This window comes from Pantoea sp. MBD-2R (genome assembly GCF_039134845.1).
GTDB lineage: Bacteria > Pseudomonadota > Gammaproteobacteria > Enterobacterales > Enterobacteriaceae > Erwinia.
Genome location: NZ_CP152417.1, coordinates 95341 through 116303 on the forward strand (window position 1 = coordinate 95341; position 20963 = coordinate 116303).

A 20963-nucleotide genomic window follows, 5' to 3' on the forward strand; every position below is an offset into this window, starting at 1 on the left:
AATTCTCCCCTTTTACACTACGCCAGAAGCACCGTCTTACCGCGTGAAATTCTGTTAATAATCTTTGTACCCCTTGTTTATGCTGTGTAAAAGGATTTGGCTGGCTTTAGATGCTTAAGTGTCTGGGTGTCTGGATGGCTAATTAGTTTTTGTGTTAGCTTATGCCCTTTCGTTCGTTGCCTGCCGTGATAATGCAATAAAGAATACGGCGTTCATTTCCTTCTTTTAGCCAGAGAAAAATGTCTATGACAGCGGTTAATCGCCTTGAGATGCGGCAAATCTCTATCGCCTTTGGCGGCTTCACCGCGCTTAATAAGGTTGATTTCAGCCTTACAGGTCATTCCGTTCACGCGCTGACCGGCGCCAACGGCGCGGGAAAATCGACGTTGATGGCAGTATTGTCAGGTGCCCACAGCCACTACAGCGGCGAGATCCTGCTTGATGGCCAGCCCGTGTCGATTCGCTCTCCCCGGGATGCAAAGCAGTTAGGGATTCATCTTGTCCAGCAAGAAGTGGATGCGGCATTGGTTCCGACGCTAAGCGTGGCGGAAAATATCATGCTGGATCGGCTGGCTGAGGGCGGGCAGATTTATCACTGGGGTGAAATTCGTCGTCAGGCTCGCACACTGCTGGCGCAGCTGGATGTCGATATGGATGTTAATCGCCGCATCGATCGCTGCACGTTAGCGGAAAAACAGCAAATTTTGCTGGCCCGTGCGCTCTCCCATCACTGCCGCTTTTTGATTCTGGATGAGCCAACCGCGCCGCTGGATCAGCACGAAAGCGAGCGCTTATTTGCCGTAGTGCGCCGTTTGCAAAGCAGCGGTATCGGCGTGGTATTTATTTCCCACCGTATTCATGAACTCCGCGCAATTTGCGATCGGCTGACGGTGCTGCGCGACGGCAACCTGGTTGAAAGCTGCCCGATGGCAGAGCTCAGTGGCGAACAGATTGTTGAAAAAATGCTGGGTCACCCATTGCAGGACATCTATCCGCCACGTCGCCCACCGTTTAGCCATGAAACACTGCTCAGTATTGAAGGGCTGCATGATGATGCACTTTTGCACAACATCTCGCTGAGGCTGCGCAAAGGCGAAATCCTCGGCATTGCCGGGCTGGCTGGTGCGGGAAAAAGCGAACTCTGCAAGGCGCTGTTTGGTGCCAGTAACAGCCGCATTACTGCGGGCGAGCTGCACGGTAAACTGTGGAAACCCTCATCACCTCATGCCGCAGTAACTCAACGTATGGCACTTATCCCGGAAGAGCGCCGCAAAGAAGGTATCTTTATCGACGAGCCGGTGGCGATGAACCTCAGCGTCAGTGCCGACAACAGCTTTTCTCGCTGGGGCTTGTTTGGCCATCGCGAAGCCTGGCGCTGGGCCGAAGAGATTATTCAAAAGTTGGGGATCCGCACGACAGGGCCACAGCAAACGTTGCGTCGCCTGTCGGGTGGCAATCAGCAAAAAGTGGCAATCGGTAAATGGCTGCGCAATGACGCAGACGTGCTGATTTTTGACGAGCCTACCAAAGGCGTGGATGTGAAAGCTAAAACCGACCTTTTTGCTCTGATTGACGGCTTAGCCCGGCAGGGGAAAGGGGTGATTTACGCCTCCGGCGAGTTTGCCGAACTGGTGGGGCTGTGCGATCGCATTTGCGTGCTCTGGGATGGTCGCATCGTGGCTGAAATGGCCGCAGATAGCGTAGATGAAGAAACGCTTTTACTTTATTCCACCGGAGGAGCACCTGTTTGAGCAGCAAAGAAATTTCCCTGAAGGCGACACCACGCCACCATCTGTACGACTTTCTCTATAAATGGGGGATGCTGCTGACCGTAGTGGTACTGATCGCCGCATTCGGTCTGGCTTCTGACAGTTTCCTTGAACCAACCAATATCATCAATATCTTACGTGCTATCGCCATCGTGACGGTGATTGCGGTTGGCGTCTCAATATCGCTGACCATTGGCGGTTTTGACCTCTCCGTTGGTTCCACGGCATCGCTGGCCAATTCGCTGGTGATTTCGCTGTTCGTCTGGTACGGCTTTGGCCCAACGCAGGCAATCGCGCTGACGTTACTGTTATGTACGCTGGTTGGCTTATTTAATGCCTTCCTGATCGTCATCCTCAGAATTCCCGATATGCTGGCGACGTTAGCCAGCCTGTTTATCGTGCAGGGTGTGGCGATGACCTACAGCTTTGGCGGCTCCATCACAGAAAACATGGTGATGCCGAGTGGTGATATGGCAGAAGGAACGATCCCCGCCGGTTTTTCGCTGCTGGGTCAGGTACCGACTATCGTCATCATCATGCTGGTGGTCACCGTTGTTGCCCAACTGGGGCTGTCGCTGACCAAACATGGTCGCCGGATGTATGCCATTGGCGGCAATCCCGAGGCGGCTCGCCTTTCCGGTATTCGTACCAATCGCTATCGCGTGCTGGCTTACGTGCTGGCGTCGCTGCTGGCGGGTCTCGGCGGTATTTTGCTGGCTTCACGTATTGGCTCGTCACAGGTCAACGCGGGGAGTGGCTATCTGATGGATGCCGTAGCGGCGGCATGGATTGGCCTTTCGCTCGGCGGATCCGGAAAACCTAACGCACTGGGCACGTTATTGGGCGCGGTGATTTTGGGCGTGTTGCAGAACGGGCTGGTCATGATTTCAGTGCCTTACTATGCGATGGATATTATTAAAGGTCTGGTGCTCGCTGTGGCGCTGGCAATTACTTACATCCAGCGCCGATAAGCGCTGAAACGGGACTGACAGGAAAATAAAAATGAAAAAACTAACAACATCGCTGCTGGCTATCAGCCTGCTGACTGGCGTGCCGGCTTTCGCAGAGACGACAGCTGACGTTCCTGCTGCTATTGCTAAACACGACGGCCCAATACGCATCGCGGTTATTCGTAACCTGGGCTCAGATGACAACACGACGCAGTTTGTCGCCGGGGCTATTCAACAAGGGCGCAAGCTGGGCTTTAAGGTCAGCACTTTCCTGAGCAACGGCGATGATGCCCGTTTTCAGGACTTCGTTAACCAGGCCATCAGCCAAAAATATGACGGCATCGTGCTGTCGCACGGTAAAGATCCTTACTCCACCGCGCTGGTGAAGCGTATTGCCGATGCGGGTATCAAAGTGTCGGTATTCGATACGCCGGTAAATCAGCCGGTTGAGGGTGTCACCGTCACCGCGCAGGATGACGCGTCTCTGGCTCAGCTTTCTCTGGATCAGTTAATCAAGGACAGCAACGGTAAAGCGAATATCGTTAAGCTGTGGGTTGCTGGCTTCCCGGCGATGGAACGTCGTCAGGTTGTTTACGAAAAAGTGTTGAAAGCGAATCCAGGGATCCATCAGCTGGAATCTATTGGCGCGGTATCTTCCGATGTTCAGGGTGATACAGCCAATAAAATCGGCGCCATTCTTGCCAAATATCCAAAAGGCAAAATCGATGCGATTTGGGGATCGTGGGATGCTTTCGCGCAGGGAGCGTATAAAGCGTTACAGGAGAATGGCCGTACCGAGATCAAGCTTTACAGCATTGATGTTTCCAATCAGGATCTGCAACTGATGCATCAGCAAAACAGCCCATGGAAGCAGACGGTGGCGGTAGACAGTAAGCTGATTGGCGCCATCAACATGCGTTTGGTGGCGAATAAAATCGCCGGGGTCACTACGCCAGCGACTTACCAGTTCAAAGCTGCCGCTATCTCTCAGGCGCAGCTAAACACCCAAACATCGGCTGTGAACGTCGCGACGCTGAATAAAATTATCCCGGGGTGGGGCGAGTCGACGGATTTTGTCGCGCCCTGGTTTGCTACTTTGGAAGCAAAATACGCGAAAAAATAAATTCGCCAAAATTAACAAGCCCGTTAACACGGGCTTTTTTTTATCATTAATTTCCCTCCTTGCTCCTCATGTTACCCCCTTTATTAATTTTTTATTTTACATGCATTGTTTTTTGCAATTACGCCAATCTGGCGCTATCTTTCAATGGTATTTTTTTCGCCCAAAATGACAGGGGTTGTTTAAATTTAACATTTTTAATTTTTCAGGTAATTTTAAAATGATTTTTAAGAAATTTTAATTGAGTGAGTAGTGTAATAGTTACCCATTAATTTAAACTGTAATAAACAGGAACGTTAAGAGGGAAAGGGAGGGTTTCGGTTTTAACCAGGCTGTTGTAATGAGAGACGGGTACGGATTTTACCCAGTGAGAAATTCTGGTGGGAGCGATATGGAATAAATTCATATCGTCTTTTTCGCTTTATTTTTTATTCTATAATGGAAAAATACTCATGAAAACGACAAGGTCGAGCCTTTCTGTTGTCGTCGTTTTACTTCTCCTTTTGCTAAATCCAGACGTGTCCCAGGCCTTTACGGAAACCGTTGCTGCGGGTACGACGGTGAATGACGAAACGATTGAAAGTGATGATAACGCTGTCAGTACGCAGCAGGTTTATGGTACTGCAACAAACACCATAATCAATACCAATGGGCAGCAGGTTATCAATCCGGGTGGAACCACGAACGGCACGCAGGTTAACAGCGGTGGCACATTAACCAATAATGGCGGAGAGGATAACAATACGCTTCTCAGTTCAGGCAGCACCATGGTGCTACAAGGCAGCGCAGATGGCAGTTCCATTGCCGTTTCTCATTATGCGGTTATTGAAAGCGGAACGTCAGTTGACATTAATGCGTATGCTGAGGCTAATCACTGGACTATTAATAAAATTAATGATGACTATGTTTATCTGCGGGCAGAGACCTCCCTAATGAATGACAGCGTTATCAACGGTGGCAAGTTGTGGATTGAAAAAGGGACGTTAACAAATACGACGGTTAATGGGGGTCGGTTTGTTAATGTTGCGGGTACGGATTACAACACGGTTGTTAACGGCGGGGTATACTTTCTTGGCGGCGCCAGCGTTGCGTCATCCTACAATTTGACAATCAACAGCGACGCTTACGGTAATCTTAATTCCGGCACCGTAACCGATGCCATTATTAACGGTTCACTTATCGTCGCGCCAAATTTTGTTGAGCCCAGTATCTTGTCCTCGCTGCGGGGAAATATCGCTGTTAATAATGGCGGTAAGCTGATGATAATAACCGGTTCAGATACAGGGCTGGCTGATTATATCGTTTCTGGAACCGGAGACATTAGGCTTTCAACTAATTCTAATGTTTTAAGCACATATTTCTTTTCTTTAGGCAACGTTGTTCTGGACGGCGGTTCCGTGACATATGACAGGATGGGGTATTCCATCGCAACGCTCAGCAGCCTGTCGGGTACGGGGTCGTTGTACATGTCTACCAGCCTCGCCAGCAACGTGGGTGATTACCTGGACGTTACTGGAAATGCCAGCGGTAGCTTCAAAGTTTATATATCGGACACCGGGGTCAGTCCTGATAAGGATGACAGCCTGAAACTGATCCAAACTGGCGGCGGCGATGCGACCTTCACGCTTGCCAATACCGGCCACGTGGTAGATCTGGGAACCTATCAGTATTATCTGGTGGCAAACGGTGACGACAGCTGGTCGCTAACGCCACTAAGCCCACCCACAGAGGAAGAAGTTGCTCCTCTTCCTGACACCGATGAGGCTTCGCAAGAGACCCCGGAACCCGAAACGGATAACGCAGAGGGGTCAGCGGAAGAGACGGATACTGCTGATGACACGGCGGCCGATTCGGATACGCCGGCTGAAGACGCAGTTGATGTCCCGGCTGGCGATACCTCCTCCGACAATCCACCGCGTTCGATTACGCCATCGACAGCGGCTGTGTTAGCCGTGGCAACGGCCGATCCGCTGATTTTCCAGCAGGAGCTGGAGACAATCCATGGCCGCCTGGCCGAAAAATCTCCGCTGGCGCATGATTCTGGCGTCTGGGGTACAGTGCGTAACAACAGACTGAGCGTCAGTGATAAAGCGGGTGCGGACTACTGGATGAGCACCAATGCGATTACGCTCGGTGCCGATCGTACCGAGCAGAGCGGCGAAGGTTTACTGACTCAGGGGGTGTTTGTCAGTCACAGTCACAGCGACATGCATTTTCGCGGTAAGGGGATTGGGGATGCCGACATTGATGCTTACGCTGGCGGAATCTATGCGGCATATCAACATGATTCCGGCTACTGGCTGGACGGCATACTGAAACTCGATCGCTTCAGGCATGATATTGATGCCCGCATGACCAGCGGTTCCGCGGCAAAAGGGCATTTCAGCACAACCGGCGTTGGTGCCGCGCTGAAAAGCGGGCACGATTTCCATCCGGGTAACGCCATCGTGACGCCTTATCTCTCGCTTACGGGCATCACAGTAAGCAGCGCCAGTCTTGCGTTAACTAACGGTATGAAAGCGCGTATTGGCTCGCAAAAATCGCTGATTGCGGCGGCCGGCATCACCACGGCTTATCCGGTGCAGATCGGCGAGGCAATCGTGCATCCTTACGCCGGAGCAAGGATTGAACGGGAAACGCTAAAAAACAATCGGGTATGGGTGAATGGCGATCGTTTTACTAACGATCTGAGCGGGACGCGAGGCGTTTATCATGCAGGCGTACGTTCGCAGCTATCGTCAACGCTGGCGATGCATGTCAACGCGGGCTATATGCAGGGGAGCCATATCGAATCGCCGTGGAGTGGAGAAGTGGGCGTAAGCTGGCAGTTCTGATCGGAATAGCGGGGAAATAACAAGCATAAGCACAACACTTATGCTTGTTACTGTCGGGTATCAGAACGCGTTTTTCGCGAAGCCGGTCATCTCTTTCAAACCCATTTCCCGGCCCAGCGCGGTCATGGGGTGAACAACCACAATACCGCGCACGCTTTTCTTCAGTGCGCCGAGGTTAGCCTGTTCTTTTTTGGTGATAGGGCGGCTGAACGGCAACTGCTTCAGCTTTTGCGCTTCTTTGCTCAGCTTCTCTTCGCGAACATTGCGCAGACGCTCCAGCTCAATCACCAGCTTTTCTTTTTCTTTTAACAGCTCGCCCAGTTTTTCGGCTTCGCCGGATTCCAGCAGCAGCGGCTCTTTGCGCGTCAGGGCATCCAGCTTGTCGCTGAGTGATCTAATTTCTGCCTGAACTTGTTCTTTCATTGTCATTAACCGTGGAGTGATACATTGTCGCAAGGATACACGAAAGCGATGAAAAGCGGTACGCAGGCTATTTTTTGAATGCCTGCCGGATGCGGATGCGGGAGATCAGGTCGGTTAAGGAGAGCACCAGGGTAGAACGAACCACCTGTTGATAACGCTGTTGCAGCATGACGCGCAGCTCAGTATCCATATCCGTCAAATCCGGCGGTGGCGGAAGGGCAGCCACGCAGTGCAGCTCGGCGAACGGTCCCAGCAGTTCATCATCCGTAAAGCGGTATTCGCTGCCGTCATCATTTAGCGCCTCACGCAGCGCCATCAATAATTCAGCATCTTCATATTCATTTCGACTGATCACCCCAAGGCCATAGATCAGCTTCAGCCTGACCGACAGTTCACCCAGCGGGCCATTACCCAGCAGCAAAGGCTCAACGGCATACTTCACTGCGTAATCATCTTTGCGAAAGACCTGAAGCACCAGGCTGTTGACCGCTTCGCTCAGGAGATCGACGGCCGCCATTAAAAAGCTTCTGACCGTGTGTCCGGCGTTCAGGCGCTCCAGCACCCGATTTTCAAAAGCCTGGGGTTTTTCCATTGTTGCCTGCATATTAATATGCCCTGTCGGGCTCCGCCTTGAAGGACACGGCAACGCCGCGTCCTCGCTGTTCATCCATTGAAATTACATTGTTGGCATCAGGCCGCATTCCAGGCTTTTACGACTGCGGCAACCAAATCGCTGTTGGCATCAAGACCGGAAATCTGCGCCAGCGTAGCCTGCGGCCCCAGGCGGGACAGCATTTCAGCCAGCTCCTGCGCCTGAGGATCCTGCTCGCTATGATAATGCATCGCTGCGGCAATACCCGTCACCAGATGGGTATTCGGCAAATTATATTCCAGCGTGCCCAGGGTTGGCTTAATCAAACGGTCGCCCGCGCTTAGCTTACGCAGCGGCTGACGGCCAACCCGCTCAACATCATCTTTCAGGTAAGGATTTTCGAAACGACCGAGAATTTTCTGGATATACGCAGCGTGTTTGTCCGCCTCAAAACCGTAGCGTTTGATCAGCACCGCACCGCTCTCTTCCATTGCGCCTTGCACAACTGCACGGACTTTTTCATCCAGAATCGCATCCCGAATCGTTTGGTGTCCGGCACGCTGACCCAGATAAGCGGTAATGGCGTGGCCGGTATTCAGCGTAAACAGCTTACGTTCAACAAAGGCCATCAGATTGTCGGTCAGTTCCATTCCCGGAATAGCAGGTAACTCACCTTTAAACTGGGTTTGATCAACGATCCACTCGCTGAAGGTTTCTACCGTCACTTCCAGCGGATCGGTTGTTCCGGCTTCGGATGGCGGCACAATGCGATCGACAGCGGAATCAACAAAGCCGACATTGGCTTCGGTCCAGGCGTGATACTGCTGCGGCAGCGCTTTCAGCACGTGGCCTTTCAACTGTGTGGTGCCGCGTACCATATTTTCACAGGCGATAATATTAAGCGGACGCGTGTTGCCGCTGTCGTGGCGCTGGATCAGACCTTTTGCAATGCCACCGGCAATACGTTCAAGGATCTGCGGACCCACTGCTGTAGTCACCAGATCCACTTCTGCAATCAGCGGAATGATGTCGTCGCTGGTGCTGTTGACGGCGTTGACCCCTCTGACAATATCCACCTGAGCCTGCTCGCCAACCACGTGTACCGGATATTCATGGCGGCTGTTTAGCGCATCCAAAACTACCTGATTAACATCAGCAAACGTCAGCTGGATGCCGGCGTCCGCCAGTAATTTACCAATAAAACCGCGGCCAATATTACCGGCACCAAAATGGAGAGCTTTCATAATTTTTCCCGTATCAATGAAGAGCCGGACACACCCGGCCCGAAAAAAGAGCCGGGCATGCCCGGCCCTGGGGTAATCTGTCTGCCGCCTGGTTTACGCGGGTTGTTTACCCGACAGCAGATCCAACACTTCCTGCACGTCAGTGGTGGTGGTCAGTCTGGCAATCACGCTGTCATCGTCGAGCGCGTTGGTCAGGCTGGTAATTACTTGAATGTGCTCATTATTACGAGCGGCGATACCAATGACCAGACGGGCAACATCGTCTTCGTCTTCACCAAAGAGAACGCCTTCCGGATACTGACAGAACACAATACCGGTCTTCAGTACGCGATCTTTCGCTTCAATGGTGCCATGCGGCACGGCAATGGATTCGCCCAGGTAAGTCGGCGTCAGTTTTTCCCGATCAAGCATTGCCTGAACGTATTCTGGCTCGACATAACCGCCTTTCACCAACTGCTCGCCAGCGAAACGAATGGCCTGCTCTTTGTGGGTTGCATGGTTGCCGAGGAAGATGTTGGCAGCACTCAGTTTGAACAGATGTTCCTGACTGTCATCGTAACTGTCGCTCAGGGCCGCCGTCACTTTTTCACGATTGCCCGCGCTACGGTTTGCTTCAACCAGTCGCGAGGTAAGGTCGGTATAGAGGCCGCTGTCGAGGAAGTTAGTCAGCGAGATATGCTGCGCGTGAGGCGCCTGGCGCATCGCTCGTTCCGTGAGATCGCGATGGGTAATGACCAGATCTACATCACCTGGCAAATTATTGATCGCGGTATTGGATACGGAGATATTTGTCAGACCGGCATCATTCACCTTTTTGCGCAGTACGCCAGCACCCATCGCGCTGGAGCCCATTCCGGCATCACACGCCACAATAATTTTACGTACGTGACTCAAATCGCCGCGTTCGCCGCCGGCTAAATTTGCAGGCGCGCTGCTCTGGCCTTTGGACTGTGCTTTCATCTCGTTAACGCGGCGTGCAGCGGCTTCAATATCCTCGTCTTCTTTCACCTTGCTGGTTTTCAGCAGAATGGCGGAAACGACGAAAGATACCGCAAAAGCGGCGACAATCGCTGCAATATTGGCGAAGTAAGCGCCTTTTGGGGTCATAGCCAACACGGCAAGAATGGAGCCCGGCGAAGCAGGGGAAACCAGACCACCGTTCAGGAGTGTCAGGGTGAACACGCCGGTCATACCGCCCAGGATGACAGCGATAATCAGACGCGGATTCATCAACACGTACGGGAAATAAATTTCATGGATCCCGCCGAGGAAATGGATGATAGCCGCGCCGCCAGCGGATTGCTTAGCATTGCCACGTCCAAAGAACATATAGGCCATTAATACGCCCATGCCTGGACCCGGGTTGGCTTCAATCAGGAAGAAGATCGATTTACCGGCTTCGCTGGCCTGCTGGATACCCAGCGGCGAGAAGATGCCGTGGTTGATAGCATTATTCAGGAACAGGATTTTCGCGGGTTCAACAAAGATTGAGGTCAGCGGCAGCAGGTTATGCTGCACCATCAGGTTTACGCCTGCCGCAAGAATGTGCGACAGCACTTCCACCAGCGGTCCTATGCCCAGGAAAGCGAAGATGGCCAACAGCATGCCGATGATACCGGCCGAGAAGTTGTTAACCAGCATTTCAAAGCCGCTTTTGATTTTACCATCAACGACTTTGTCGAATTTCTTGATTGCCCAGCCGCCCAACGGGCCAACAATCATTGCACCCAGAAACATCGGCATATCTGCACCGACAATCACGCCCATGGTCGTGATGGCACCGACCACGCCGCCGCGATCGCCACCCACCAGACGTCCACCGGTATAGCCAATCAGCAGCGGCAGCAGATAGGTGATCATTGGGCCGACCAGCTTCGCCATGGTTTCGTTTGGCAGCCAGCCAGTAGGAATAAACAGCGCGGTGATAATACCCCAGGCGATAAACGCGCCAATGTTAGGCATGACCATGTTGCTCAGAAAGCGACCAAAGTTCTGTACTTTGATCTTGATATCTGATGAGGACATAAAAATACACCCCTTATAAGTACGCGCTGATTGAGAGAAGCGCGTTGATTTTTGTTCAGGACATTTCGTTCAGTATCACTGTATGCAGGCGGACTCTACCACGCGAATAGTTAGCTGCGTAGCTGTCGGATAAAGTGTGATGCATATCACTGAGTTAGGGCGAAAGAGGGGGGGGACTTGGTGACTTCGATCACAATTAATGGCAAAGAAGGAAAAATTAGCGTGAATGCGCAGCGGCAAAGTCATTATTTACGTGATGTGAATCACATAAAGCGACTCCGGTTTTTTACCTGTTACGTGACTGCTATCACAAAATATTTTCTTTCTGTTTTGGTATTTAAAAACAGCGGGCCGAAACTCTCCGGCCCGTCATCAAAAATTACTGAAAACCGCCCTGTAATGCGCTTTGCGCCTGGCCGAGCGCCTGAGCATTGGAGGAGATATTGCTCATCAGCGTATTGTACTGCGTCGCCTGCTGCTGGCTGGGGAACTGGATCGTCTGACCGTTAAACGTCACCTGTGCGCCCTGTTGTTGCAGGAAGTCACCGGTTCGTATCGCGTCCTGGCTTAGCGTCTGCAAGGTTGGCAGCAGCGGCAGCAACGAGCCCGCTGGCTGTGTCACAACTTTGTTGTAGACATTGTCATAGACCGTTTTCAACTCTTCCGGCTGCTTAAGTGCGGCTTTGCTGTTATCGGCCTGCGTTTTTGCAGCCTGGATTTGCTGAGTCAGTACGCCTAAAGAGCCACTGGCCTGACGCAGAGAATCGCGATGAGTCAGATAGTCCTGAGGTGTGCGAATTGCCGAGAGTTCATCAACAACCGGCTTCATGCCGGAATCGACAGCCCGATTAACCTGCTGAGAAAAGCCGTAAATAATCGCGTAATCGCTGACATAGTTGCCGAACTTCTGTTTCTGGTCTTCACTGAGAGCGGGCAGATGTTCGCCGCTGCGCATCACGGTGTTTTGCAAGAAATCGATAAAAGCTTTGCGCTGGTCGGCTTCTTTGTCACCACAACCCGTTAGCTGAAATACCAGCAGCAGGGCCATAAAAGGCGCCAGCAGACGCGTCCAGACGCGAATCGTTCCTGTCGTCATGGGAAGTAACTCCTGTAATAGAAGGGCTTACAAGCAATAAGGGCGGCGGACGCCGCGCCTAAAGAATAGTCTAACTCGCGCGGGGAAGATACGTGAATCCGCTAAGCCTGACCTGCTTTAATACGTTCTGCCGCAATATTAATGCGCTGGCGAAGAACCTCTCGCCTGCGAAGGTTAAAAAACAAACAATAGTTCATTTTAAAAACTTAAAACACCAGCGCCTGTCCATCCTTCCGGCTTTCGGTCGCCGCAATCCAAAAACCCTGCGGATCGCGAACGATTGCCTGCGCGCCGCCGAAGCTGTAGGTTTGTAGCGGATCTTCCACCACAATCTGATGACCCATCGCCCGCAGTGCGGCAATGGTGTTGCGGTCGAGCGCGGGTTCGACAATCACTTCACGTCCTGCCACAACTCGCCAGCGCGGCGCATCAATCGCTGCCTGAGGGTTCTGCTTATGCAACATGATCCGTAACGCCATTTGTAAATGGCCCTGGGCCTGCATCGGGCCGCCCATCACGCCAAAGGACATCAGTGGCTGGCCGTCACCGTCGAGCGCGAAAGCCGGAATGATGGTATGGAATGCGCGTTTGTTCGCGGCCACTACGTTAGGATGGTTTTCTTCCAGCACAAAACCCGCACCGCGATTTTGCAGGCTGATACCGGTATCGGGCACCACGACGCCCGAGCCAAACCCCATATAATTGGACTGAATAAACGACACCACCATTCCGTTAGCATCAGCGGTGGAAAGGTAAACCGTACCGCTTTGCGTCGGCGCGCCAAAGGTAAAGTCTCCCGCCTGCTGCGGATCAATCAGCGCGGCACGCGCTTTCAGATAGTCATCGCTCAACAGCAGCTCTGCCGGAAACGCCATATGATCTTCATCGGCGATATAGCGCTCCAGATCGACCAGCGCCAGCTTCATCGCTTCTATGGAGAGATGTAGCCACTGGGTGGAGTCCGGCTCATAGCGGCCAATATCCCAGTGCTCTAAAATCCCCAACGCCATCAGCGTGGCAATCCCCTGGCCGTTAGGCGGCAGCTCCTGCACCGATCCGCCCGCAAAGGGGCGGGAAAGCAGCTGTACCCAGTCGGCGCGATGGTTCTTCAGATCTTCCAGCGTCAGCGCGGCGCCGTGCTGTTCGGCAAAGGCAGCTATCTTTTCGGCCAGTTCGCCCTGATAAAAGGCTTCGCCGTTAGTGGCGGCAATCTTTTCCAGCGTGTCGGCCTGAGCGGGATTGCGGAACAGCTCACCCACGCGCGGCGGGCGGCCTTCAGGCGCAAAGCAGGCGCTAAAACCGGGCTGATCGCGCAGCTTGTGATAGCCACGTTCCCAGAGATGACCGATCAGCGGCGACACCGGAAAACCATGGCGTGCATAGTCAATTGCAGGCTGCGCCAGCGTGGTCAACGGCAGCGTGCCAAAGCGTTCCGCCAGCTCGACCCATGCTGAAACCGCACCGGGTACGGTAACGGAATCCCAGCCAATTTCCGGCATAGCTTGCAGATGGGCGAAGGTTTCACGGGACCAGGCAGCAGGCGCGCGACCCGACGCGTTAAGCGCATGAAGTTCCCTGCCATCCCAGACAATGGCGAAAGCATCGCTGCCAATGCCGTTGCCGGTAGGCTCGACCACGGTCAGCGCAATAGCCGTTGCGATCGCCGCATCAACTGCATTGCCGCCCAGCTGAAGCATTTTGATCCCAGCCTGTGCCGCCAGCGGTTGCGAGGCTGCTACGGCATTGCGGCCCATCATCGGGACGCGATAAGAAGGGTAGCCCACGTTAAAATCACTGATTCCACTCATAGCAGTTCCTTAAGTTAATCGTTGCGCGGATCGAGCGCGTCGCGCAATCCGTCGCCCAGCAAGTTAAAGCCCTGCACGATCAGGAAAATGGCAAGGCCAGGGAAAACTGACATCCAGGGCGCCTGTTCCAGAAAGCCCTTAGCGGTATTCAGCATGGCGCCCCACGACGGATTAGGCGGCTGCTGGCCGAGGCCCAGAAACGACAGGCTGGCTTCGGTAATAATGGCAGAAGCGATAGCCAGCGTGGCCTGCACCAGGATCGGTGACATCACGTTGGGCAGCACATAACGCAATACAATCCAGCGGTCGGGCAGCCCGATGGCCTTTGCACCGTCGATATACTCCTCGTTACGGATAGCCATCACCTGGCCGCGCGTCAGGCGGGCAAAAACCGGCATCGCCGACAGGCCGATGGCAATCATCGCGTTGCCGAGGCTGGGGCCAAGAAACGCACCCAGCGCAATCGCCAGGATCAAAAACGGGCAGGCCAGCAGCGCTTCGATAACGCGGGAAATCACGCCATCCCAAATGCCCTGCCAGTAACCGGCAATTAACCCAAGCGGCACGCCGATCAGAATAGCAATCATCACGGAGATGCAGCCAGCCAGCAGCGACGTGCGCGCGCCCCAAATCATCCGCGACAAAATATCGCGCCCCAGCTCATCGGTTCCCAGCCAGTAAAGGGCCGAAGGCGCTTTGCGTACCGCCAGGAAATTCGCTTTGATCGGATCGAAAGGGGCCAGCCAGGGAGCCAGTATGGCAATCAGCACAAACAGCGTCACGATGACCGCGCCGATCATCGCGCTTTTGTTGCCGGTAAATTTCATCAGCACCCGGTTAGCGGGTTTACGGGTTGCAGGCATCGTCAGGACTTCACTCATCGTCAGCCTCGCATTTTGGGGTTAATCAGCACGTAGAGCACGTCGGCCAGCAGGTTCAGCAGCAAAAAGCCTATTGCCACCACCAGCACCACGCCCTGCACCACGGCGTAGTCACGGTTAAAAACGGCATCGACAATCATCTTGCCAAAGCCGGGAAGGGTGAAAACCTGTTCGGTCAATACCGCGCCGCCAAGCAGCTCGCCAAACAGCAAGGTGGTTAGCGTAATAATGGGTACCAGCGCATTACGGAAAGCGTGCTTCAGGATCACCCGCATCGGCAGCAGGCCTTTGGCTTTTGCCGTACGGATATAATCGGCTTTCAGCACCGCGATCATTGAAGCACGCGTATGGCGCATCAGCGTGGCCGCCAGGCCAGTCCCCAGCACCAGCGCCGGTAGCAACAGCGTTTTGATGTTTTGCGACAGGCTTTCACTTAGCGAAACGTAACCAGACGCGGGAAGCCATTGCAGATGCACGGAAAACAGCAGAATCAGCAGGATCCCCAGCCAGAAATGCGGAACGGAAATCCCGGAGAGCGCCACAAAATTGGTGGTGTGATCGATCCAGCTGTTTTTGCGTACCGCCGCGACAATGCCCATGCTGACGCCGACCAGTAGCGCCACGATCATCGCCAGCAGCGACAGCTCCAGCGTCACCGGCAGCTTGCTGGCTATCAGCGTAGTGACAGGTTCCTGCGTGCGCAGAGAAGTGCCTAAATCGCCGCGCATCGCGCTACCCAGCCAGTAAAAGTACTGCGAGGACAGCGAATCATTAAGATGATACTGCTCTCTGAGGTGCGCAATCACGGCGGGATCGCGTTCTTCGCCCGCCATCGCCAGTACCGGATCGCCCGGCAGCAGCTTCTGTAGTGAGAACACCATAATGCTCACCAGAAACAGCGTGGGGATCGCCAGCAGCAGGCGTTTAACTATCAGTTCCAGCATGGTCGCTCCAGTGCCTCAGGGGGCCATCTTCAGGTCGGCCAGGCGCACCAGACCATCCGGCCAGGCTTTAAAGCCGGTCAGTTTTTTGCTCATACCAAAGATGCGCGGTTCGAAATAGAGCCAGGCAATCGGCATATCGTTTTGCAGCTGCTTCACCACTTTGTCGTACAGTGCCTGGCGGGCAGCCTTGTCATTGGTCTGACGCGCTTCGGTCAGCCACCGATCGACCTGCGGATTGCTGTAACGTCCATCGTTCAGCGTGCCTTTGCTGTTGATAAACGAGAAGATGCTGCCGTCAGGATCGGGGCGGCCAGACCAGCCCGAAAGACTGAGCTGATAGTCGCCACGCTGCTGGCGGTCGAGCAGAGAAGCAAACTCGCTCATTTGCAGATTCACATTAAAACCGGCTTCGCTCACCATTGCCTGAATCACCTGACCCACCTGCTGTGAAGTGGGATTATTGGTCACCAGCAGCGTCACGTTGAGCGGCGTTTTAACCCCGGCTGCGGCCAGCAACGCTTTGGCTTTTTCCACATCGCGTGGCGGAATGGGCAGATTGACATGGTAAGGACTGACCGGAGAGAACGGCTGATTAGCGGGCGTGTACTGACCTTCGAATGCCACCTGGTTCAGCGCCTCGCGGTCAATCGCCAGAGAGAACGCCTCACGCACCCGCGCATCTTTCGCGAACGGATTATTGGGATCCACTTTCCCGTTGGCGATATTAAAAGTGATGCCCTGATAGCCCAGGCCGGTAACTTTCGCGAGGCTCAGGCGGCTGTCCGCCTCCACGGTTTTCACATCGCTGGCGGCGATGCCTTCGGTGAGATCAAGATCGCCGGATCGCAGATTGGCGAGGCGTACCGACGCATCCGGAATGGGTAAAAACACCACTTTATCGAAGTGGTAGGCGGTTTTGTTCCAGTAATGATCAAAGCGTTTTAGCACGATACGGTCCTGCTGCACGCGGCTTTCAAACTGATAAGGGCCGGAACAGACCGGATGAGTCGCGAAGTCGAGTTTTGCGGCGGCTTTCGGTGCCAGCATCGCACCCGCACGATCGGTTAGCTGGCTGAGCAGCGCGGCATCGGGCGTTTTCAGATGGAAAATGACCTGTGACGGCGAGGCCACCTCGACCGAGGCGACAGAAGAGATTTCGCTTTTACGCAGCGAACCCGGCAGCGTTAGCGCGCGCTCAATATTGAATTTCACCGCATCAGCATCAAATTTTTCGCCATCCTGAAAGGTAACGCCCTGACGCAGGTTCATGGTCAGCGTTTTGCCGTCATCGCTCCACTTCCAGTCGGTTGCCAGGCCCGGCACGATCTGTAATTTTTCATCCACGTCCACCAGGCGGTCACACAGAGCGGCAAACACAAAGCGACCATAATAGGTTCGTGCCAGGTGTGGATCGAGCATATCCGGATCGGCGCCCAGCCCGATACGCAGCGTGCTTTCCGCCTGCGCCTGCAAACTTCCCATCAGCATCATGCCGCCAAGGGCGGCGAATAAAGTGTGGCGTACTTTCATGGCGTCACTTCTCCAGAGGGGGTTAATGATTGTTGTTTTACTGCCTGTTCAAACAGCGCGCGGCGCTGCAAAAAAGCGGCTGATGGCGGCGTCACAATAATGACGCTGCGATCCCGATTGATCTCCTGCCAGCGATGGCAGGCGATGCGACGACCGCCGGCAATAATCTGCTGAACGGGTTCGAACTGGCGGCATTCGTCGCGAACGTGCGGACAACGGGTATGAAAACGACAGCCGCTGGGCGGGCTAGCGGGATTCGGCAAGTCACCCTGTAATACGGGGAGGGTTCGCGCTGCACCAGGCTGTAGTCTGGGGGCTGATGCGATCAGGGCCTGGGTATAAGGATGCAGTGGCGTATCAAAGATTTCGTCGACGGTTGCCAGCTCAATAATCTGGCCGAGATACATCACGGCGACGCGATCGCTCATATGGCGGATTACCCCCAGACCGTGCGCGACAACGATCATCGTCAGGCCAAACTGCTGTTTCAGGCTTTCCAGCAGGTTGACCACCTGAGCCTGCACCGAAACATCCAGCGCCGAAACCGGCTCGTCACCCAGCAGCAGTTTCGGGCCTGAAGCCAGCGCACGGGCAATGCCAATACGCTGACGCTGGCCGCCGGAAAACTCATGCGGATAGCGGCGCGCCCACGCTGCCGGCAAGCCTACCGTTTGCAGCAGATCGATGACTTTTTCCTGACGTTGACGCCCTGATAGCGACTCATGCAGCCACAGCGGCTCGCCAACGATGCGCTCAACGGTCATGCGGGGATTAAGGGAAGCGAACGGGTCCTGAAAAATAATCTGTAGCTCGCGACGCAGCTGGTTCAGGCGCTCGCCGCTGGCTTTGGTAATCTCTTCACCCTGATAAAATACCTCTCCCTGAGAAGGCGCAAGCAGGCGGAGCAGCAGGCGACCCAGCGTTGATTTTCCGGAACCGGACTCGCCGACAATGGCCAGCGTTTCACCGGGCATGACCTGGAGCGAGATGCGGTCAACGGCCGTGACCTGCGGATTGCGCCTGAACAGGCGGGTGGGGCCGGCAAAGGTTTTGCTTAAATCGGTGCATTCAAGAATTGGCAGGGTCATGCAATCTCTCCCAAAGTGACATGCTGCTCTAACGGTGCGCGAAAGCAGGCCACCTGATGACGGGGACCGAAGGCCTCCAGGGCAGGTTTCTGCTGATGGCAGCGCTTTTCGGCAAACGGACAGCGCGTGGCGAAGCGGCAGCCTTTCGGCATCTTTTCCGGCAGCGGTACGGCACCGGGGATCGTGGCCAGCGTGGCGGTGCGCGCTTCTGCGCTGGGAATGGAACCCATCAGACCGATGGTGTAAGGGTGCTGCGGATCGTTAAAAATTTCCGCCACGTCACCCATCTCCACAACCTGCCCGGCATACATCACCGCGACGCGCTGCGCGACTTCCGCTACCACCCCCAGATCGTGGGTAATCATCAGCACCGCCGTGCCGGTTTCTTCTTTGAGCGTGTTAAGCAGCGCCAGAATCTGTGCCTGAATGGTCACATCCAGCGCGGTAGTGGGTTCGTCGGCAATCAGCAGCTTTGGCCGGTTGATCAGCGCCATCGCGATCATCACCCGCTGACGCATCCCGCCGGAAAGCTGGTGGGGATATGCCTTCAGACGCATTTCTGCGGCCGGGATCTGCACTTTTTCGAGGATTGCCAGCGCCACTTCCATTGCTTCACGACGACTGATACCACGATGGCGCATTACGGCCTCGCTAAGCTGATCGCCTAACGTAAACGCAGGGTTTAGCGAGGTCATCGGCTCCTGAAAAATCATCGCCAGCTGGTTACCACGAATATCGGCATACTCCCGCGCGCTCAGCTTTTGCACGTCGTTGCCGAGAAAGGTGATGTCACCCTGTTTGATCTCTGCGCTGTCCGGCAGCAGGCCCATCAGTGCCAGCGAGGTAATGCTTTTGCCGCAGCCGGATTCGCCGACCAGCGCCAGCGTTTCTCCGGCATGCACCTGAAGAGAAATGCCGTCGAGTACACTGACCGGCGAGCCCTTAAACTGCACGTGAAGCTGGCTGAGTGCCAACACGGAACCTGTTGCGGTCATAACGACTCCTCTTTGCCGTTGCTGATGGCTTCGATCAATGCCTGTTGTAGCGCCAGCAAATGTTCATGCATGGCGGCGGCGGCATCATTTGGCTGGCGATCGGTGATGTACTGCACCAGAAGCTGGTGATGATTGTCATAGCTGTCCAGCCGGTCGGCAGTACGCGCCAGCACGCGCAGATGCTGCCAGCTGGGTTCCCGGCGAACCGCATCGATGGCATCGAACAGCCCCAACATCAGACGATTACCGGCCGCTTCGGCGATGGCGCGATGGAAAGCGCTATCCCACAGCTCATGCTGGTCGCCATCGCCTAACGAGATGTTTTGCATCCGTTCCAGCAGGCGCTGCATCAGCGCAATTTGCTCACGGCTGGCCCGCTGCGCCGCCAGGCGGGCCAGACCGGGTTCAAGCTGGAGACGCGCCTCCATCACTTCCAGCAGATTCGACTGCTGTGGCAAATCCTGTAGCACCAGCGGCTGAACCGGTGCGGCAGGGCCAACGAAGGTGCCTTTACCCTGTTTACGCCAGATCCGGCCTTCTTCTTCCAGCACGTCCAGCGCTCTGCGGATTTCACGGCGGCCTACGTTAAAGCGTTCGGCCAGTTCACGCTCGGTTGGCAGCGGTTTGCCGGGCTGCGTATCCCGCTGCTGAATCAGCTGACGAAGCTTTTCCAGCGCCGAGCTGGAGTTAGCGATTTCTGGCATTTCCATATCGTGTTCGCTTATCTGAGTGCTAAAAACAGGCCGCCAGCAAACGGCGCGGCAGGCGGATTTTGATTAACAAGGAGGAGCAAGAAGCGAACCAATATTTGATTGGTTCAGGAAAAAGCGGCGCGTTATCTTTTAATTAATTGAATCCAGAGGTAATTAATTTCATCGCCTCTCTATGTCGTACCGATAGTGAAAGACGTGGGTGCCTGCTTATGGTGCGCTTCGCGCTCTGACGATGCACCGCGCGCTTAACGAGTGAAAATATTTCATGATCGAAGTCGGTCACTTGCTGTAACCGTTACCAACTCAGGCCAGGCTTGACGCGGCCTGCGTACGTATAACCTTTCCACAAGTTGACTTAAAAGCAAGCCTGAAAAATAGTCAAAAAATAGAACACAAGTCACACGATTTGCGTCCATACTAAGGTTCCTGGCGTTTCCCTGCGCTGCCTTACTAAGCTCCCAGGTTGCTGTCCGCCAGCATTAGGAACCTGAGCTTCAGGTTCTCCTCTCTGGTCCTTCACACTAGTGATTTTATGAGGAGTGCTCTATGGAAATTAAAGATCCAATGGGTGAGTTGTTGTCCAGTCTTGAGCATATTGTGTTAACGCGTGAAGTCATCCAGGCCGCTCCCGCATTAAAGGGTGAAGTGTTGATGCCCGAACCAAAACGCATACGGGAAATTACCGGTATGGAAGTTGATGAGTTTGCCCTGGCAATGGGCGTGAGTGTTTCGTCGGTTAAGAGTTGGGAAGCGAAGCGCAGCAAACCTTCGCGCAGTGCTCAGAAGTTAATGTTACTGATCCAATCTAATCCTTGTCTCAGCAGAGAGCTGCTGTGATAGTAAAGAAAAACCCGCCATCTGGCGGGTTTTATGTTTTATAGTTTACAATTCCGCCTTGCCCCGACCGGTGCAATTCTTTACCCTACGCCGCTTTGCCCAACAGGGGACAGC

General features: G+C 54.3%; 17 protein-coding genes. 5 read left to right on the forward strand and 12 right to left on the reverse strand.

What is annotated here, in order from left to right; genetic code table 11:
- Window positions 1-245: 245 nt before the first annotated feature.
- The 4 genes from AAGQ96_RS00420 (at window position 246) to AAGQ96_RS00435 (ending at window position 6673) form a co-directional block, all read left to right on the forward strand.
- Window positions 246-1751, forward strand: coding sequence for a sugar ABC transporter ATP-binding protein (locus AAGQ96_RS00420; RefSeq protein WP_342754564.1), 1506 nt, complete (start codon window positions 246-248; stop codon window positions 1749-1751).
- A complete protein-coding gene (locus AAGQ96_RS00425; RefSeq protein WP_147193687.1) occupies window positions 1748-2740 on the forward strand; it encodes an ABC transporter permease in 993 nt (330 codons plus the stop codon). Before AAGQ96_RS00420 ends, AAGQ96_RS00425 begins: the two co-directional genes overlap by 4 nt.
- A gap of 31 nt (window positions 2741-2771) precedes the next feature.
- Entirely contained in the window at window positions 2772-3842 is a 1071-nt protein-coding gene (locus tag AAGQ96_RS00430) for a sugar ABC transporter substrate-binding protein (protein WP_147193689.1), read from the forward strand.
- Window positions 3843-4291: 449 nt separating this feature from the next.
- Window positions 4292-6673 (forward strand): autotransporter outer membrane beta-barrel domain-containing protein, encoded by a 2382-nt coding sequence (locus AAGQ96_RS00435; protein ID WP_342754565.1) that lies wholly within the window; start codon window positions 4292-4294, stop codon window positions 6671-6673.
- 60 nt (window positions 6674-6733) lie between these two features.
- Here the strand turns inward: AAGQ96_RS00435 and AAGQ96_RS00440 are convergent, their stop codons facing one another.
- The 12 genes from AAGQ96_RS00440 to AAGQ96_RS00495 form a co-directional block, all read right to left on the reverse strand.
- Window positions 6734-7096, reverse strand: a complete 363-nt coding sequence (locus tag AAGQ96_RS00440; protein WP_147193693.1) for a YibL family ribosome-associated protein — start codon at window positions 7094-7096, stop codon at window positions 6734-6736.
- Window positions 7097-7163: 67 nt separating this feature from the next.
- Complete coding sequence (locus AAGQ96_RS00445; protein WP_147193696.1) at window positions 7164-7763, reverse strand: MltR family transcriptional regulator; 600 nt, start codon at window positions 7761-7763, stop codon at window positions 7164-7166.
- A gap of 23 nt (window positions 7764-7786) precedes the next feature.
- Window positions 7787-8932, reverse strand: coding sequence for a mannitol-1-phosphate 5-dehydrogenase (gene mtlD / locus AAGQ96_RS00450; RefSeq protein ID WP_342754566.1), 1146 nt, complete (start codon window positions 8930-8932; stop codon window positions 7787-7789).
- 93 nt (window positions 8933-9025) lie between these two features.
- Window positions 9026-10957: a PTS mannitol transporter subunit IICBA gene (locus AAGQ96_RS00455; protein WP_342754567.1), complete on the reverse strand. Its 1932-nt coding sequence runs from the start codon at window positions 10955-10957 to the stop codon at window positions 9026-9028.
- Window positions 10958-11336: 379 nt separating this feature from the next.
- Window positions 11337-12053 carry a DUF3053 domain-containing protein gene (locus AAGQ96_RS00460; protein WP_342754568.1) on the reverse strand — a complete coding sequence of 239 codons (717 nt, stop codon included), beginning with the start codon at window positions 12051-12053 and terminating at the stop codon, window positions 11337-11339.
- 206 nt (window positions 12054-12259) lie between these two features.
- Window positions 12260-13861, reverse strand: coding sequence for a gamma-glutamyltransferase family protein (locus tag AAGQ96_RS00465; protein WP_147193704.1), 1602 nt, complete (start codon window positions 13859-13861; stop codon window positions 12260-12262).
- A gap of 14 nt (window positions 13862-13875) precedes the next feature.
- Window positions 13876-14742: an ABC transporter permease gene (locus tag AAGQ96_RS00470; RefSeq protein ID WP_147193706.1), complete on the reverse strand. Its 867-nt coding sequence runs from the start codon at window positions 14740-14742 to the stop codon at window positions 13876-13878.
- Between the two features lie 2 nt (window positions 14743-14744).
- On the reverse strand, window positions 14745-15686 hold the full coding sequence (locus AAGQ96_RS00475) for an ABC transporter permease (protein ID WP_147193708.1): 942 nt from the start codon (window positions 15684-15686) through the stop codon (window positions 14745-14747).
- A gap of 15 nt (window positions 15687-15701) precedes the next feature.
- Window positions 15702-17216: an ABC transporter substrate-binding protein gene (locus AAGQ96_RS00480; RefSeq protein ID WP_342754569.1), complete on the reverse strand. Its 1515-nt coding sequence runs from the start codon at window positions 17214-17216 to the stop codon at window positions 15702-15704.
- The gene (locus AAGQ96_RS00485; protein ID WP_342754570.1) at window positions 17213-18304 is read right to left on the reverse strand and encodes an oligopeptide/dipeptide ABC transporter ATP-binding protein; all 1092 of its coding nucleotides are present in this window, start codon (window positions 18302-18304) and stop codon (window positions 17213-17215) included. The genes AAGQ96_RS00480 and AAGQ96_RS00485 overlap by 4 nt, the downstream gene beginning before the upstream one ends.
- The gene (locus AAGQ96_RS00490; protein ID WP_147193711.1) at window positions 18301-19299 is read right to left on the reverse strand and encodes an ABC transporter ATP-binding protein; all 999 of its coding nucleotides are present in this window, start codon (window positions 19297-19299) and stop codon (window positions 18301-18303) included. Before AAGQ96_RS00490 ends, AAGQ96_RS00485 begins: the two co-directional genes overlap by 4 nt.
- Complete coding sequence (locus AAGQ96_RS00495) at window positions 19296-20009, reverse strand: FadR/GntR family transcriptional regulator (RefSeq protein WP_147193713.1); 714 nt, start codon at window positions 20007-20009, stop codon at window positions 19296-19298. Before AAGQ96_RS00495 ends, AAGQ96_RS00490 begins: the two co-directional genes overlap by 4 nt.
- A 549-nt stretch (window positions 20010-20558) precedes the next feature.
- Here AAGQ96_RS00495 and AAGQ96_RS00500 point away from each other — a divergent pair.
- The gene (locus AAGQ96_RS00500) at window positions 20559-20849 is read left to right on the forward strand and encodes an HTH-type transcriptional regulator (protein WP_147193715.1); all 291 of its coding nucleotides are present in this window, start codon (window positions 20559-20561) and stop codon (window positions 20847-20849) included.
- The last annotated feature ends 114 nt before the right edge of the window (window positions 20850-20963 follow it).